The organism is Pseudomonas bubulae, assembly GCF_037023725.1.
Lineage (GTDB): Bacteria > Pseudomonadota > Gammaproteobacteria > Pseudomonadales > Pseudomonadaceae > Aquipseudomonas > Aquipseudomonas bubulae.
The window spans coordinates 3,792,927-3,807,520 of record NZ_CP146077.1; the positions used below are offsets into that span (position 1 = coordinate 3,792,927).

Here is a 14,594-nt window from a genome sequence, read left to right on the forward strand (position 1 = left end):
TGGCTCAAATATATGTAAAGCTTTAAGACACTTCATACCGGTTTACCCATCGCCCATGACATCAAGGATCGGCCCCCATGGACCATCAAGCTCTGAAGACTCGTCATCGTCAGGAACGAGAAAGCCATCACCCTAATCTCACCTTGCGTGTCCATCGAGCGCTGAGCTGGCTCAATCGGGCCGAACAGGCAGACGATGTCGACGGACGCTTTGTCTTTCTCTGGATTGCCTTTAACTCGGCCTACGCCACCGATATTGACGAGCAGTACCGGCTTTCCGAGCAAACCACATTCAAAGCGTTCCTGGACAAGCTGTGTGCACTCGACACTGCAACTCTGATCGAAAACCTGGTCTGGTCCGAGTTCTCCGGTAGCATTCGCGCCTTACTGGATAACCCCTTCGTATTCCAGAGCTTCTGGGATCACCAGAACGGCAAGATCAGTGAGCAACAGTGGAAAGAGCGCTTCGCCAGCGGTCGGCGGGCAGCACAACAAGCCTTGGCCAACCGCAACACCCCCGCCGTACTCGGCGTTCTGTTCAATCGAATCTATACACTGCGCAACCAGGTAATGCATGGGGGCGCAACCTGGAATAGCAGCGTGAATCGAGATCAGTTGCGCGACTGCTCGAACCTCCTCGGCAAGCTGGTGCCGGTGATTATTTTGCTGATGCTGGATAACCCCGAAACTCTCTGGGGGGATGCTTGCTATCCGGTTGTGGCTTAGGACGCCCGAAAAGAGCGCCCTGATCACCTACCAGGCCCCTGACACTTCACCATCACGGCGCCCCTTGATCGCCGGTTAGCCGTGATGCGAGGAAACACCCAGTGCCATTAAAAAGCGGCTCCCCCTGATCAGCCCAGAGGGGGAGATTGCTTCAAGCACTTCTTCCCAGCGGCGAAAAACACGGTGCGCCGGCCTTCAGCTCCGCCAGAAGTTGCTCATATGCCACATCGCCGTCTGCCTCCCTGGCCGGGATCACTTCACCATGTAATTGAGCGCGCAAGTCATCCCAACGCTCCAGCAAGACCTGCCAGTTATACTCGTCATAAGTCCCTCGAAAGATCACCGGGTGCACATCAATCTGCGGTAGCTGTGCGGGCGGACGGTTTTGTTTCAGTGCATCGTCAAGCTGGCGACTCCATTGACTGCCCACACGATCTACGCGACCTATCTGTTGCTCGACCACCCCAGGGTTCCACTCAGGGTGCATGAGAATGACGGTCTTGCAGGCCAAATGCAGGTTAAGCCCCTCACGACCAACTGTGGATTGAGCCACAAGCACACGGGGAAAGCTTTTGCTGCGATTAAAGGCCAGTTGCAGCAAACGCCGAGTGGATTGTTCAGTGCCGCCATACATCAAGCGAGCGAACCCCCCTTCCTGATGGCCCGACTCAGCTTGCAGGCGGGCCAGCAGCAACTCCCATTGCAATGCAGTTTCCTGGTTATCCGCAGCCTCGGGGTCGTCGTCCGTACGCTGGTCGCTGGCAGCGCTCAGCAGTTGGCAAAAAGCCGTGCAGGTGTGCTCGGCAGTCAGGTGCTCGACATCCTCGCCAGTGAGGTCGAGAATCGCCCGGACAAACAGCGCGACGGGATGCTTCTCGACTGCCTCTGCCACCTCCCGGGTACGCTGCGCCGCCTCAAGGTGTTTGAGCATCGCCCGCGGGAGCGGATCGTCATGAGGCAGCCCTGTTTGCAGCCAGTCGAGCAAGTGTCGGCGAAATTGCTCACGACGGGCACTGTGGCTGTTGTATTGAGTGGCCAGAAGTTCAGGGATGCGGCTCAGAGCCAGCGGACTTTGCAACTGACGGTGCGCAACCCGCACGGCAGCCCATTGCGAATGCTCATCGGAGTCTTCGTCACGGGTTTGAATGACACTCTGCGGCCAGTATCGACCCGCCTGCAGACTGCGCAACATCTCCCGCGCGTTCAGCAAACGGACCAGGGCACGCATGGGCGCGGTGAAACGGCCGAACACCAGGACCTTTTCATCTTGCCCGTGCGCCGCTTCGATGGCCGCGATTGTGGCCAGGATTGCCGGGTGTTCAAACAAATGGTGAGGTGTCTGAAACGCGTGAGCAGCCGTCTGCAACCACCATTGCACGCGTTGTTGGCGCTTGTTATCGACAGTACTGGTTTGCTCGTCAACCGCCAACACCGAAGAATCCTCCGGCTCGTTGATCTGCGCTAACAAGTCAGCAATGCCGTGCCCGTTGGCCAAGGTCAACCGCAAGCGTTTGGCGGTTACGTTTTCGTCCAGCCGCGCGGTCACCGAGAGAGCTTCTGTCGCGCACACGGCCTGGCGCCAAGGTAGGCTCAGAGTGCCTACATCCACACTGACCGCGCTATCTGTGTTGCGATAATTTTTGCCCTGAGTCAGCTCGGTGAAGCGCGCGACATCCACATCTTCACGCTTGTCCCGACGCAACAGGTAGGGGCTCAGCGCCGATTGAAAGGCACTGGCAGTCACCTGATAGTGCTGACGGGCAGTGTCACTGGAACGCCAATGGGCGCGCAGATGACGAATGGCCTGGGCAAAGTCATTGATCACCGGTTGCAGGCGATCACGCACCGGCTCGTCGAGGCCAAGCCGCTCGAAGGTTTGCCGCCACTGCTCGACATCAAGCTCCACCGGGGTTGCGGTCATGCATAAACGACGGCTCTGCAACGTGCTCTGCAGCACATTACCGAGCAATCGGCTCAAGCCGCTGTCACTGCCGCGACTTTTGTGCGCCTCATCAATCACCACCAGGTCGAAGGTCCCCAGGCCAAACCCGACCACCTGTTCCAGCCAGTCCCGATGCGGGGTACCGCTGCTGTAATCCGTCTGATTTCTGGGATCCGGCCAAGCATTTTGGTTGTTGAGGTTGGCCAGCCAGGTGCAAGCCGGTTGCCGAGGATCTTGGTTGATGTGCTTGACGATACTCGCGGCCGCCTGCTCGACCCAAGAATCATAAGGACAGGAGGCATGGAACCCGTTGGGGTATTTGAAACCTGCGTCCTTGCGCCAGCGCGCCAAGACTAACGGCAGCAACTCTCGACGCCAGCGCGAGGTGTGCTCGCCCATGCGCCAATTGGCAAAGGCCTGCGACAGCACCAGGGTGGGCGCCTCAAACCAGGGCTTGTCTGGTGTGATTTCTTCACCACTCCAAGCTTCAAGGTAGCGGTAAAGCCCACGCAGCATCGCCGGGGCATCGACGCCGCCGCGCTTCAACTCGTCATGCCACTGATAACCCAGCCCAGGTGGGGCCACAACGGCCACGCGACCGCCAGCGTGGTTAACCGCCCGAATCAACTCCACCGCGATACGGGTCTTACCCATGCCGACCTCGTCAGCCAGCACCACGCCGTGGTCGCCAATACGCTCGGCTAGCGCATGCAGACTGGCGCGCTGACCTGGATTCAGGTGGGCGGCCGCCTCACCCTCGGCACAGGCGAGTTGTTGCTGCTGGGACGCCCTTTCGCGCAGTGCAACCGCAACCGTTGCCCAGTTAAACGTTCCAGACGTCATGCTGGGGCTCCCAGGGGGTGTGAGTGATCTAGCGCCCAATGCGCCTCGATATGGTTCAACGCCGCCTCGTAGCGCTGTCCCGCCAGGTGCTCTGGCGTTTCCGCGAAGTGGGGCCTGAACGCTGCCTGGCGCAAGGCATGAATCGGGTTGAGCTTGAGGGCCAGAAACGCTTGCAACAACTCGCAGCCACTGGCCTGGATGAGCGATTGCTCCAGACGCGCACACCAGACAGGCCAATCGATGGGCTCAAGCGCGGTCTGTTTCGCCGCAATGCCCTCAATTAACGCCATCATTTGCCGGATTGGATAACGTGCCGTCTCTTGAGCACGCCGAGGGCTCTCCTGCCGGCTACCTGAACGCAGGCTGTGATCAAAGGCGTCGGGCAGCTCCTCCTCACTGGGCAGCTGCGGAAAACCCTCGAGCTGACGCCATGCATCCTCCAGGCTGATGTCCGGCAGTTCCGTGGCCGCCAGGCGACCAAAGCCATCGAGCACCGGCACGGCCATAAACTGCTCAGTATTTTCCACTTGCCAGCGTATGAGCACCTGACGTGGCCGCTGACCACACCATCTAAAACCTTGCCCGTCGACGTAAGTGCACGGTTGATGCGAAGGATCGAGCACCACATAATCAACTTCTAAGTCGTCTTCACTGCTTAACCAGCCTTGCTCCGGCGTTTGCGCTTCCCGCCACACCAAGTATGCCACGCGGGCCGCACTGAACACTTCGCTGCCCACTTCAAACGCCTCACCCGTCTGCAACGCTTCAGGCCTGCATGTGAGTTGCCGTTGAATCGGCAGGTAATAGCCAATCGACTCAGGGTCGGCGACGGCCATGTGTTGCGGGTGCCAGTTCAACGGCGTCGGTGCGAACACCACCCCAGCCTCAAGATTGCCCAGGTGACGTCCCATTTTCAGGGTAAAACCCTGCGGGGTAAGATTGCCTGACCCCAGATACAGCCAGGGATTGGCAGTCTTGTTCGAGTGCCCCGTCTCACTGGCGCTGAAGATAAACTTGGCATGTAAAGTACGTTTTTGCGCGTGGGAAAAATACCCCGGCTGAGCCGCTGGCCGCACGCTGATGTCGGCCGCAGTCAACATCGCCAATGCCTCAACAACACCCTGACAGCCGCCTTCGTTGACGAACAGATTGACATCGCTGGACATCGTCAACAGCCGCGGCCCTCCCCCTTCACCGCGCAAACCGCGGACAACCTGCAACGGCACCGACGGCGTTTTTCCGAGCAATGAGGACTCGTAAAATCCCGATCCCATGGCCAGGTAGTTACGCGCAACCCCTCGCCCCGAAGCGCTCACCACCTTCGCGGGCAATTGGGCGAGCAGCGACGCTGTGCGGTTATCGAAAAACCGCGCGCTCAAACCAGAGGCTTTCAATGTGATCTGCTTGAACAGCAGCGTATCCATATCCGTGATGGCTTTTGCCGTCAGCGGGTTGGCGAGTAGTACACGACTGTCGTATTGCTGACGCAGCCACGACAGTAAATCCCAGGCACCAGAGATGTCCGTGCGCGCCTGCTGCGTCGTTTCGGTAGGTGAGCGCAGGTCATCACTGTGCAAGTCCAGACGCCAGACCAGGTCAAGACTGTGCTCCAGGGTCTGGCGAGTCCAATTACCGGTGCAGACCAGCAAACGCACACTCCAGACGTCACTCCGGGCGGTGCTGCGGTAAGTCAGCACTGCCACCTTGGCGTGCATCAAGTTGAACGGCAAAGCAGCTTTCGCCCAAGGTAAATGCAACAGCCCGGGGACTTCGATGGGAGTGATTTGGGGCGCACGTGGATCCAGTAATAACGCCAGTGAGGTATCCCCAGTGTAGGCTCGCTGGTTGGCTTGCCGGAGAGTGAAGCGTTCAAGGGCATCGTTAAGAAAGCTATCGTCAGCCGAGAAGCCACACAACCAGCCGAAATGGCCGGTAAAACCATCTGGTGTTTCGAAATGCTGAGCCAGTGATGCCGGAACCTGACTCATAGACTCACCTCGGCCACTGCAGCGGATGGGGTCTGCGCGAGCCAGATGTCCAATTGGCCTTGCAGGTCCAGATCCAACTGATATAGGCGTTCCACACGCGGAGAAATCCAGGCCGGTAGCGCATTCTCGGCGACCTGACCTTGAGGTTCGCCAGCAGGTTGATCGGTGACCGCCAACACCTCAAACTGAAAGGCACTTCCAGGCAGCACCTGCGTGCCCTGCAAGCGCAGCACCCGACCGTCTCGGCTCACCAGGCTGGCCAGCACATGGGACTCTTCAGGAGCACTGCAATCAAGGCAAAAGCGCGCGGCGACCGCATCGGTTCGCTGCGCCAAAGGGTTATCCAAAAACAGACGGGCCAGCTCGCGCAAATGCCCGATACGGGTTGAGATCAGCTCGGGGATGCTCTCCCCTAACCGAAACTGTGGTCGACTCGATGCCGCCATGTACTGCTCCAAGCCATCCAGCACCTGGTAGGCGGCATCCTGAACCTGAAAGAACAGCGCCCCGTAGTGCAAGTCGTTCCAGTGTTCGACGTCAATGTCATTCGGCCGAGCGCCCCAGTCAAACACCGCAGGATGAGCGTCGCGGGCCTGCACCCAGCGGCGTATGGCAGCGCGCTGCAACCCACCACGGGCAGACGCGAGGTCGGTATTGAGGCGACGCGACAACAATGCTCGCGCTTGGGCAGGTAATAGCTGCAAGGGTGAAAGCACTGCCGCAGTGGGAGCTTTCAATTGATTGACCGAACGGCCCTTTTGCGCCCATTGCAATAAGAGTTCCAACTGCGCGCCGTCATCCCCACAGCAGGCGTTAATAAACTCATAACCAAACGCCGTGCACATAAAGGCATTGAATCGCTCTCCCTGGGCACGTACCAAACCCAAGGTCAACAACGCCTGGCCAGTGCCCATGCGCATTGGCTGGCTGACATAAAAGCCAGGTTTGCACAGCGCCTGGAAATCAAAATCGGCCTTGCCGCGCAGCTTTTCCGAACCCCGCACGCGGGAATCACCCTGGCCCTGGTTGTGCTTGAGGGCGAAGTAACAACCCAAGGCTTCAATAGCATTGGCAACCGTAATGTTCGACACATTGACCTGGCGCTCGCGCAACTTTTGAGCAAGTGCAATGCCCAGCATCGCCAGCAGCAGCTGTTTGGCGTACCACACCCCGCCCATGCCCGGTACCGCACGCTCATTGTACTCACGCACAGCAGCACCAAGGTCCAAGGTACGGGTTCGTCTCTCGCCCCCCAATTGCTCGGGGCCCAAAAGCCCCCACATCATGCTCATCAAGAGGCTTCCTTAGCGGTTTGGTCGGTGTACTGTCGGCGTAGTCGAGAACACGAGGCACTTTCGTGCAGGGTCCGCTAAATGCCAGCGAGGATAGAGGGGGAAGTGTGAACTGGAGCTCACTTCCGGATGACGGGCGAGCGCGCAAATTTACGCATGGCCAAGAACAGTAGCAAAATGCCACAATTGCGTCCATATCTGCCTTGGGACGGCTTGCAATGCCCATCCCTTCATAGCATAACCGTCTGCGCGCACAAGGAAGTTGCCCATGTCTGCCCCTGCGTTGATTGATACCCCTCTCATACCTGCACCGTCAAAACGGACATCCACCCTGCTCATATCAGCGTGGGTTCGGCACACTGCGCGCCCTGCACCCTGATACCGGACACGACACAAGATGTCGTCGGCAGGCTCGATCCTCACTCGCCTGTTCTCCATACAAATTAGCGAGAGATACGTTCATGCCTGAGTCCTTCTACCCATCACAAAAACGCTCGCGACATCCAACCATGTTCCTGGCCATCGACATGTGGGGGATCGAAGGCGAGTACGCTGACGGGAACTGGCATGTTTTGCTTCACCGGTTCGCAGTGGACTGGAGCCAGAAGCATCCTGAGCAGGCCACTGCCACCCTGTGGTCAAGCGTTCAACCCTGCAGCATTTTCACCAACGGATCTTCCTGCTACATCGCTGGCAGCGCCCACTTACCAGATGCTTTTTTTCAGCAACTGGAGGTTTTTCTGCGCGCAGCATTCGGCGACTGTGCACGTATTGGCGGAGAAATTCAGGTCAACGTGGATGAGTGGCGGGTGTACCTGCACTTCGAGAGCGGTGGTATCTGGGAAAAATACAACAGTTACGAATGGCGCGCGCTCGAGTTGTGAAGCGCCTTAGGCAGCAGTCGACGAACACATATTCATAATTAGACGCAAGGATTCGTACTGCGATGTTGAATACTCAACGCACCTACCTCAATTACCTGAACGCCATTTTTCCTGTTATTGCAGATACCGCTCTCCAGTCCGATGAGGTAACGCGACTGCAGAACGATATCGAGCATACCGAACTGCTTGTTCCTGTAATCGGTGCCTTCAGCGCCGGCAAAAGCAGTTTGCTGAATACTTTTCTGGGTGAAACTATCCTCAGTGTTGGCCTGACACCTGAAACAGAATTGGCCACAGAGTTGCGCTACAGCAGCGACCCGCACCTATTGGCCATGCGCCTGGACGGCAGCGCTGAACGCATGGACATCACGGCGCTGGCCACCCTCAAGGCGCGTGCCCACGAATTCACGCACCTTCAGTTGTACCTGGACAACCCACGTCTCAAGGCCTTGCCCTCACTGGTTCTGGTCGATATGCCGGGCTTCGGCTCTTCGCTGTCCAACCACAACAAAGCCATCGCCTATTACCTGCCCCGTGGTGTGCACTTCATCGTGGTCACCAGCGTTGAGGATGGCAATATCACTCAGTCAATGCTGCGCCAATTGGACGATCTGCACACCTACGGCCGCGCGTTCACGTTCCTGCTGAACAAGACCAACCTGCGCTCAGATGAGCAGGTGCAGGACGTCGCCGAACTGGTCGATGAACAGATCAAGATCAACTTTGCCGATACCCGTCCATTGGTGCGTGTTGGGCTCGACGCAGCCCCTCGTCTGACCGAAGTCCTGGCCTCACTGCAACCGGAACAGATCATCCGTGATGTGTTCGAAGATCGCCTCAAAGACCTGACCCACTCACTGCTCAACCAAATTAATCTGGCACTGGCATCATTGCAAAAAACCCAGGGCGAAAATCAACACGCACTAAACGAACTGGCCCAGGGCATTCGAAAAGTCGAGCGCCAGCGCGACAACATTCTCGAAGACTTACGCGATCAGCAACTAGAACGAACCGTGGAATATTGCCTCAGTGCCGCGGGTCGCGAGCTGGATAGCGTGCAGTCGGAACTGGTCAGTGCGGCCGTCGCGGGGAATCAGGAAGCGTTTTCGCGAATTGTCTCAGAGGTCGTTCGCGGCTCAATGACGCGCTCAATCAAGGACCAGATGGACCATCTCAGTAGCACCGTGGTGACGGATTTTGCTCAAGCCTTGGGCGATCTGGGCCAGAGCATGGGACAGTTCAACAATGAACAGAACTGGCTCGGGCAGATCACAGACAGGATCAACCGTACGCTGCACAAGACCGGAGAAACCCTGGGCCACTGGAATGGCACATTGGCTGAGCGCAATGGCCGCGAGCTGGAACGCCTTAAGCAGGAAACTGGCTGGGAGCATGGAAAGCCGCTGCCCCGTGTGACATACCAAGGCTTGACCACTGTTCTGGCAGTCACTACCTCGGTGGTCAACCCCCTCATCGAACTGGCGATCATCTTCCTCCCCAATATTCTCGCGTTCATCAATGAAGGGCGCCTACGCGAGCAACTGCGTCAGAAGGTAATCAACGAAGTAATTCCTGCGGTCAAGCGTGAAATGCGTGAGCGCCTGCACACCCTGCTCCACGAACAGATGAACACTTTAGTGACCCAGGTTAGCAGCGAGTTCGAGCGGGAGATCGGTGAAAAACAACGCCTGATTGACGAGATGATAGCTAATCGCCAGCATGATGCCGAGGCAGCACAGCAGCAGCTCGAGCTCTTGATTCAGTGCCGGGAACAACTGCAACAACTGGCCAAACAAGCCCTTTACGAGGTTCAGTCATGACCCCGCAACACGTCCTTGAACTGAACCAGCGCCTGCACCAGTGGATGCAAACCTACCACCCGGAGCTGGAAAAAGACCTTGCGCCCATGCTGAACCGGCACGCCATCGATCGCAGCGAAGACCTGGAACAAGCCTTCAGTGATCTGGTGGAGGAAAACCGCCTGCTGCAAATTGGTGTCGTGGGTCGCGTCAAGGCTGGTAAATCCTCCCTGCTCAACGCTTTGGTGTTTGATGGCCACGCCATTCTCCCCAGGGCTGCAACGCCGATGACGGCAGCGCTGACCACCCTGACCTACGGCGACACGTTCGGCGCCGATGTACAGTTCTACAGTGCAGCAGACCGGGACAACATCCAGCAGGATGCCTTGCGCTATCAACAGCGCTACCAGGAAGAACTGACCAAAGCTGTAGAAACCTTACGTCAGCGCCGCCAACGCAGCGGCCAACCGGTCGATGACGCAGGGCTTTATCGTGATGCAGAGAAGAGCGCCAAACGAGCCCTGCAGAGTGAACACACTCTGGTGGCCGCCAGTGAACAATGGCAGCACATTGAAGCCTCGACCGTTGACCTCGGGGCACTAGACGCCCTGGGCCACCTTCAAGCACCTGACGCGGCCACCTTGGCCGTTTTGCTGAGCGATTATGTCGCGGTGGGCGGAGCCTTTATGCCGTTGACCAAGAGTGTCGACATCTTCCTGCCGCTGGAGTCGCTGCGTAACGTGCGCATCATTGACACCCCCGGGCTTAACGACCCAGTGCAGTCCCGCGAAGAGCGCACCACGGCGCTGCTGAAAAACTGCGATGTGGTGTTTATCGTCAGCCCGGCCGGCCAGTTTCTCAGTGAACAGGACATCGAGCTGATGAGCCGAATCACGCAAAAGGAAGGGATTCAGGAACTGGTACTGATTGCCAGCCAGGTCGACAACCAGCTGTATGGCAGCGACACTCATCAACCGACACTTCAGGGCGCACTGGATAAAATCACCCAAACCCTCAGCGTGCATATGGTCGATACCCTGCAACGCTTGAAGGCCCAGCATCCGGAAATCGGCGCGACTTTCGACAACCTGATCCAACAAGGTACAGGCAAGGTGCTGTACACCTCTGGCATGTGCCACAGTCTGTCCGAGCGTTTTGACCAACAACACGCCTGGGACAGCGCTGAACAAAAAGTCTGGGAGAACTTGCGCACCCACTACGCCGATTTTTTCACCCCGGAACATGCCGATCGTTGCCGGGGCAACCTCGATCTGCTGGCGAATACCCACGCATTGCGCGCGGTATTGGACACTGTGCGCGAGCAGAAAGACCACATCATCGAACAGCGCCGTACCGAGTTAGTCCGCGCCAAGTTGACCGCCCTGGAAGCGCTACGCACCGACCTGTTGACGTTCAGCCGGGACAAGTATCAAGAAATCCGTAACACCGATATTGAAAAACTGAAGGCCGCACGCCACGAGCTGGACACCACTATAGTGACCGCCTCCTACGACCTCGACGTTATGCTTAGCAAATGCGTTGCGGAGTTTCGCGAACAACTCAAACGTGAACTCACTAAACACCTTGATGCAGCCTATTTCACTACAAGCAAGGGCGTCGAAGGCGCCTCGCAGGAAACCTCACATTCCAGGGAGGTGGTCCGCGACAGCACTTTTGCAAAAATGGCTAACTGGATGTGGGGCGGTGGCACTGAAACCCAGCACTACACCGTATTTAAATTGTTTTGGCGTCAGGTCCATAACCAACTGGAGGAGTTTGCCGAGGGACTGAGCGGCACCCTCAAGCATTCAAGCGAAACTCTAACCCAAACGTTTCGCGACAATCTAATGAAAGAGTCGACCCGAGTTGCCCGCCTGCACCTGAAGGACAATCTCGATGCCGGCTTGATCATTCTCACCAATCAGAATCTGGCAGCGGGCTTTCGCCTCCCAGCATTTGAGTTAAACAGCCAGGCATTAGGCAAGCTCAAGGGCTCCGGCAGTTATCTGCTGGATGACGCCGCACGGCAATTTCTGGATGACGCCAAGCATCTGCTGCACGACCTCAATGGGCAAGCCAAACGTCAAATCCGCCATCTGATCGATGACGTCACGCATTCACTGCCGCACTCTTACGGCAATGCGTTTTTCGCTGATTTGCAGGCCCGCATCAGCCAACTTGAGGCACAAGTCAGCAATGTTCTGCATACACTCGACCGCTTGCAACGCATGGCCCAAGAACTGGAGGCAGCATGAATAGCGAGCTGTTTCCGCCTGCGTTGCTGGCACAACTGGACAAGATCGGCCAACTGTTCGTCTGGCGGCGCAAGACTCTGCGCGACAGTATGATCGAGGCACTGCAGGTAGCAAATCGCAGTCACGAAGCCCTCGCCCTCGACCATCAAGCGACCCTGGCACGTTTGCAGGCCTTGAACGTGGAGCATGCGCAACTGACCGAGCTCCAGGCCAGTACAGTCGCTGAACTGAGCAATACTTGCCAGACACTGCAGGGCCTGCAGAATACCCTGACCCAGGCACAGGCCCAGCATCAGCAGGCTCAGGAACATGCCCGATTGCGTTTTGACAATTTGTCAGTCAGCTATACCCAACTGGTCGGGGAGCGTAACGGCATCGAAGCCGCTCGCCTGGCGCTCGAGCAAGCCCAGCAGCAAACTCGTCAGGCGCTCGAGGCCGAGCACACCCGTAATGCCCAGCTGACGCTCGAGCGCCAGGCGCTACAAGCCAGTCTTGACACCCTTAACAGGGAGCATGAGCGACTGACCGAGCATCAAGCCACCACCGCCGTCGAACTGAACCATACCCAAAGAACCCTGGAAGAGGTCCAAGCGTCGCTGGCACTGGCCCTGGATCAGCATCAACACCAGCAGCAACAGGCCGCCGAGCGCTTCGAAACCCTGTCAACACAACACAGCCAACTGGAACAGGCCCGCAAAAGCATCAAAGAGGACCTGGACCAAACTCGTCAGAACCTCCAGGTGACGAACGACACATTGCTGGCTGAGCACGCCCGCAATGACCAATTACTCCTCGACTGCCAGGCGCAACAAGCCCGCCTTGACGCTTTGAACGAAGAGCATCAGACCTTGAGTGAGCGCCAGGCCGCTACTGTGGCAGACTTGAATAACACCCGTCAGGCCGTACTGAACGTGCAAGCGTCGTTGGCGCAAGCCCTTGACCAGCATCAGCGCGCGGAGAGCCAGGCCGGTGAACGTTTCGAAGTACTGTCGAACCAACACCAGCAGCTGGAACAGGATCACAACCGTCTCCAGTTGGCCCGTCAAACGCTCGAACAGACACTTGAGCAGGCGCATCTTGAGCTGCGCACCACGGGAGAATCACTTATTGCGCTGCAACAGGCGCATGGCCAGGAGCAACAACAACACGCGCAACTGGCAGACCAGTTCCAATCCACCTGGACTCGCTTTCAGCTGATTTCACGGCTGCTGGCCGCCAAGCCGCGGGAAAGTGCCGGGCTTGCCCGTTTCAGGGAGTTACTGGACAACGACTACATGACATTTGCCGACGGCGAGTCGTGTCTGGGCGCGGAAGCCAAAGCCCTGAGAATGTTGCAATCGATCGAACAGGAACTGGCTTTGCTGGTCGGATTCCCCGATATTCACGAGCGCACCATTGTCGGGATTGTCGGCGGTTTCAGCAGTGGGAAATCCGAGTTTATCAACAGTTTCATTCGCGACCCCGAGGTGCGCCTGCCAGTAGGTATGCAGCCCGTCACAGCGATCCCCAGCTATGTGCTGGCGACTGATCAGCGAATGATCCGCGGCTACTCTGCGAACGGTGGCCACATGGAGCTGGATGTGGCCTTTTACAAAAACATCTCCCATGCGTTCATCAACTCATTCAGCTTCGACTTGAAGAGTTTAATGCCGTTCATGTGCGTCGGCGTGCAAATGGCACCTGAGCTTTTCAGCAACATCTGCTTCATCGACACGCCAGGCTACAACCCGCCTGCCACTGCGGCCGAACACAGCCAAGGCGACAAACGCACGGCCATCCAGTTCGCCCAACAGTGCGAGGCCATTATCTGGCTGATTGGCCTCGATGCCAACGGCACTGTGCCAGTGTCCGACCTGGACTTTATCCATGAGATCGGTGTGGAACAGCGCTCGGTGTATGTCGTGCTGACCAAGGCAGACCTCAAGCCGGAGGATGAGATCGAAGAGATCATGGACGAAGTCCAGGATGTGCTGCAGAGCGAAGGCATTAATGTGGTAGGGGTCAGTGCATACAGCTCGACTCAACGTCACGAGATCGCTTACCGGGACACACCACTGCTGGAGTATTTCTCACGGATCAACCAGCAAGGAGATTCAAGCCAGCACCTGGAAGGCCGACTGCAGGAAATCTTCACTATGTATGAAGACGCCATCCAGACAGATATCAACGGTATTCGTGCGCAAAAAACCGCTATCAACGGATTGCGCCTTGACTGCCTGGAGGTTGGCGGAGCAGACGTCTATGGCCGGATGTTCGAGCCTATTGCCAAGCTTGACCGCCATCTGGACACCGCACCCCAGGAAGGCTGGCTCAAGGAATCCAGGCGACTGCTGGAAGACTTCCGCGAGGCGGTACGCATGACTGCCGCCCCCCAAAAGACTCAAATTTAATGGACATCCACGAGCACCGACGCATAAGGCTGACTGCTCGCGGACAACTGCCACAGTTCAATGTACGCCCCAACATTTGAAGCGAGACAACATGTCAAACAATGCCTTTGAAAAAGACTACTCAGACGATTCGTTCTGGGACAAAGTGAAAACGTACGCCAAATCTGCCGGCGAGACCGCACTGGAACCAGCACTGAAGATGTATTACGCAGCCACCGACGCTGACACTCCCACCTGGGCCAAAACAACGATTTATGGCGCCCTCGGGTACTTTATCTCGCCCATTGACGTCATTCCGGATATCACCCCATTTTTGGGCTACACCGACGATATTGGTGTGCTGTGTGCGGCATTGGCCGCGACTGCGAGCCATATCAAGACCGAACACGTGGACAAAGCTAAAGACACCTTGAAACAGTGGTTTTCCTGACTTAACCGTCAACGCTAGGCTTACAGAACGCTGAACTGGGATCAGG

9 protein-coding genes are annotated in these 14,594 nt (G+C 57.3%); 6 read left to right on the forward strand and 3 right to left on the reverse strand.

The features are described from left to right. Nucleotides 1-77: 77 nt before the first annotated feature. Nucleotides 78-725, forward strand: coding sequence for a HEPN domain-containing protein (locus V6L81_RS17270; protein ID WP_095025346.1), 648 nt, complete (start codon nt 78-80; stop codon nt 723-725). Nucleotides 726-876: 151 nt separating this feature from the next. On the opposite strand, the gene V6L81_RS17275 is transcribed toward V6L81_RS17270, so the two are convergent. The 3 genes from V6L81_RS17275 to V6L81_RS17285 are packed head-to-tail and all read right to left on the reverse strand — an operon-like array spanning nt 877 to nt 6,790. After that, entirely contained in the window at nt 877-3,510 is a 2,634-nt protein-coding gene (locus V6L81_RS17275; RefSeq protein ID WP_271350432.1) for a DEAD/DEAH box helicase, read from the reverse strand. Beyond that, entirely contained in the window at nt 3,507-5,498 is a 1,992-nt protein-coding gene (locus V6L81_RS17280; RefSeq protein ID WP_095025344.1) for a hypothetical protein, read from the reverse strand. Before V6L81_RS17280 ends, V6L81_RS17275 begins: the two co-directional genes overlap by 4 nt. Next, complete coding sequence (locus V6L81_RS17285) at nt 5,495-6,790, reverse strand: hypothetical protein (RefSeq protein ID WP_095025343.1); 1,296 nt, start codon at nt 6,788-6,790, stop codon at nt 5,495-5,497. The genes V6L81_RS17280 and V6L81_RS17285 overlap by 4 nt, the downstream gene beginning before the upstream one ends. Nucleotides 6,791-7,299: 509 nt before the next feature. Here V6L81_RS17285 and V6L81_RS17290 point away from each other — a divergent pair. From V6L81_RS17290 to V6L81_RS17310, 5 genes are all read left to right on the forward strand, one after another. Next, nucleotides 7,300-7,674: a hypothetical protein gene (locus tag V6L81_RS17290; protein ID WP_095025341.1), complete on the forward strand. Its 375-nt coding sequence runs from the start codon at nt 7,300-7,302 to the stop codon at nt 7,672-7,674. A gap of 62 nt (nt 7,675-7,736) precedes the next feature. Next, nucleotides 7,737-9,494, forward strand: coding sequence for a dynamin family protein (locus tag V6L81_RS17295; protein WP_095025340.1), 1,758 nt, complete (start codon nt 7,737-7,739; stop codon nt 9,492-9,494). Continuing rightward, a complete protein-coding gene (locus V6L81_RS17300) occupies nt 9,491-11,728 on the forward strand; it encodes a dynamin family protein (RefSeq protein ID WP_095025339.1) in 2,238 nt (745 codons plus the stop codon). Before V6L81_RS17295 ends, V6L81_RS17300 begins: the two co-directional genes overlap by 4 nt. Then, complete coding sequence (locus tag V6L81_RS17305) at nt 11,725-14,118, forward strand: dynamin family protein (protein ID WP_095023679.1); 2,394 nt, start codon at nt 11,725-11,727, stop codon at nt 14,116-14,118. Before V6L81_RS17300 ends, V6L81_RS17305 begins: the two co-directional genes overlap by 4 nt. 91 nt (nt 14,119-14,209) lie before the next feature. After that, nucleotides 14,210-14,548, forward strand: coding sequence for a YkvA family protein (locus V6L81_RS17310; protein WP_095025337.1), 339 nt, complete (start codon nt 14,210-14,212; stop codon nt 14,546-14,548). Nucleotides 14,549-14,594: the final 46 nt, after the last annotated feature.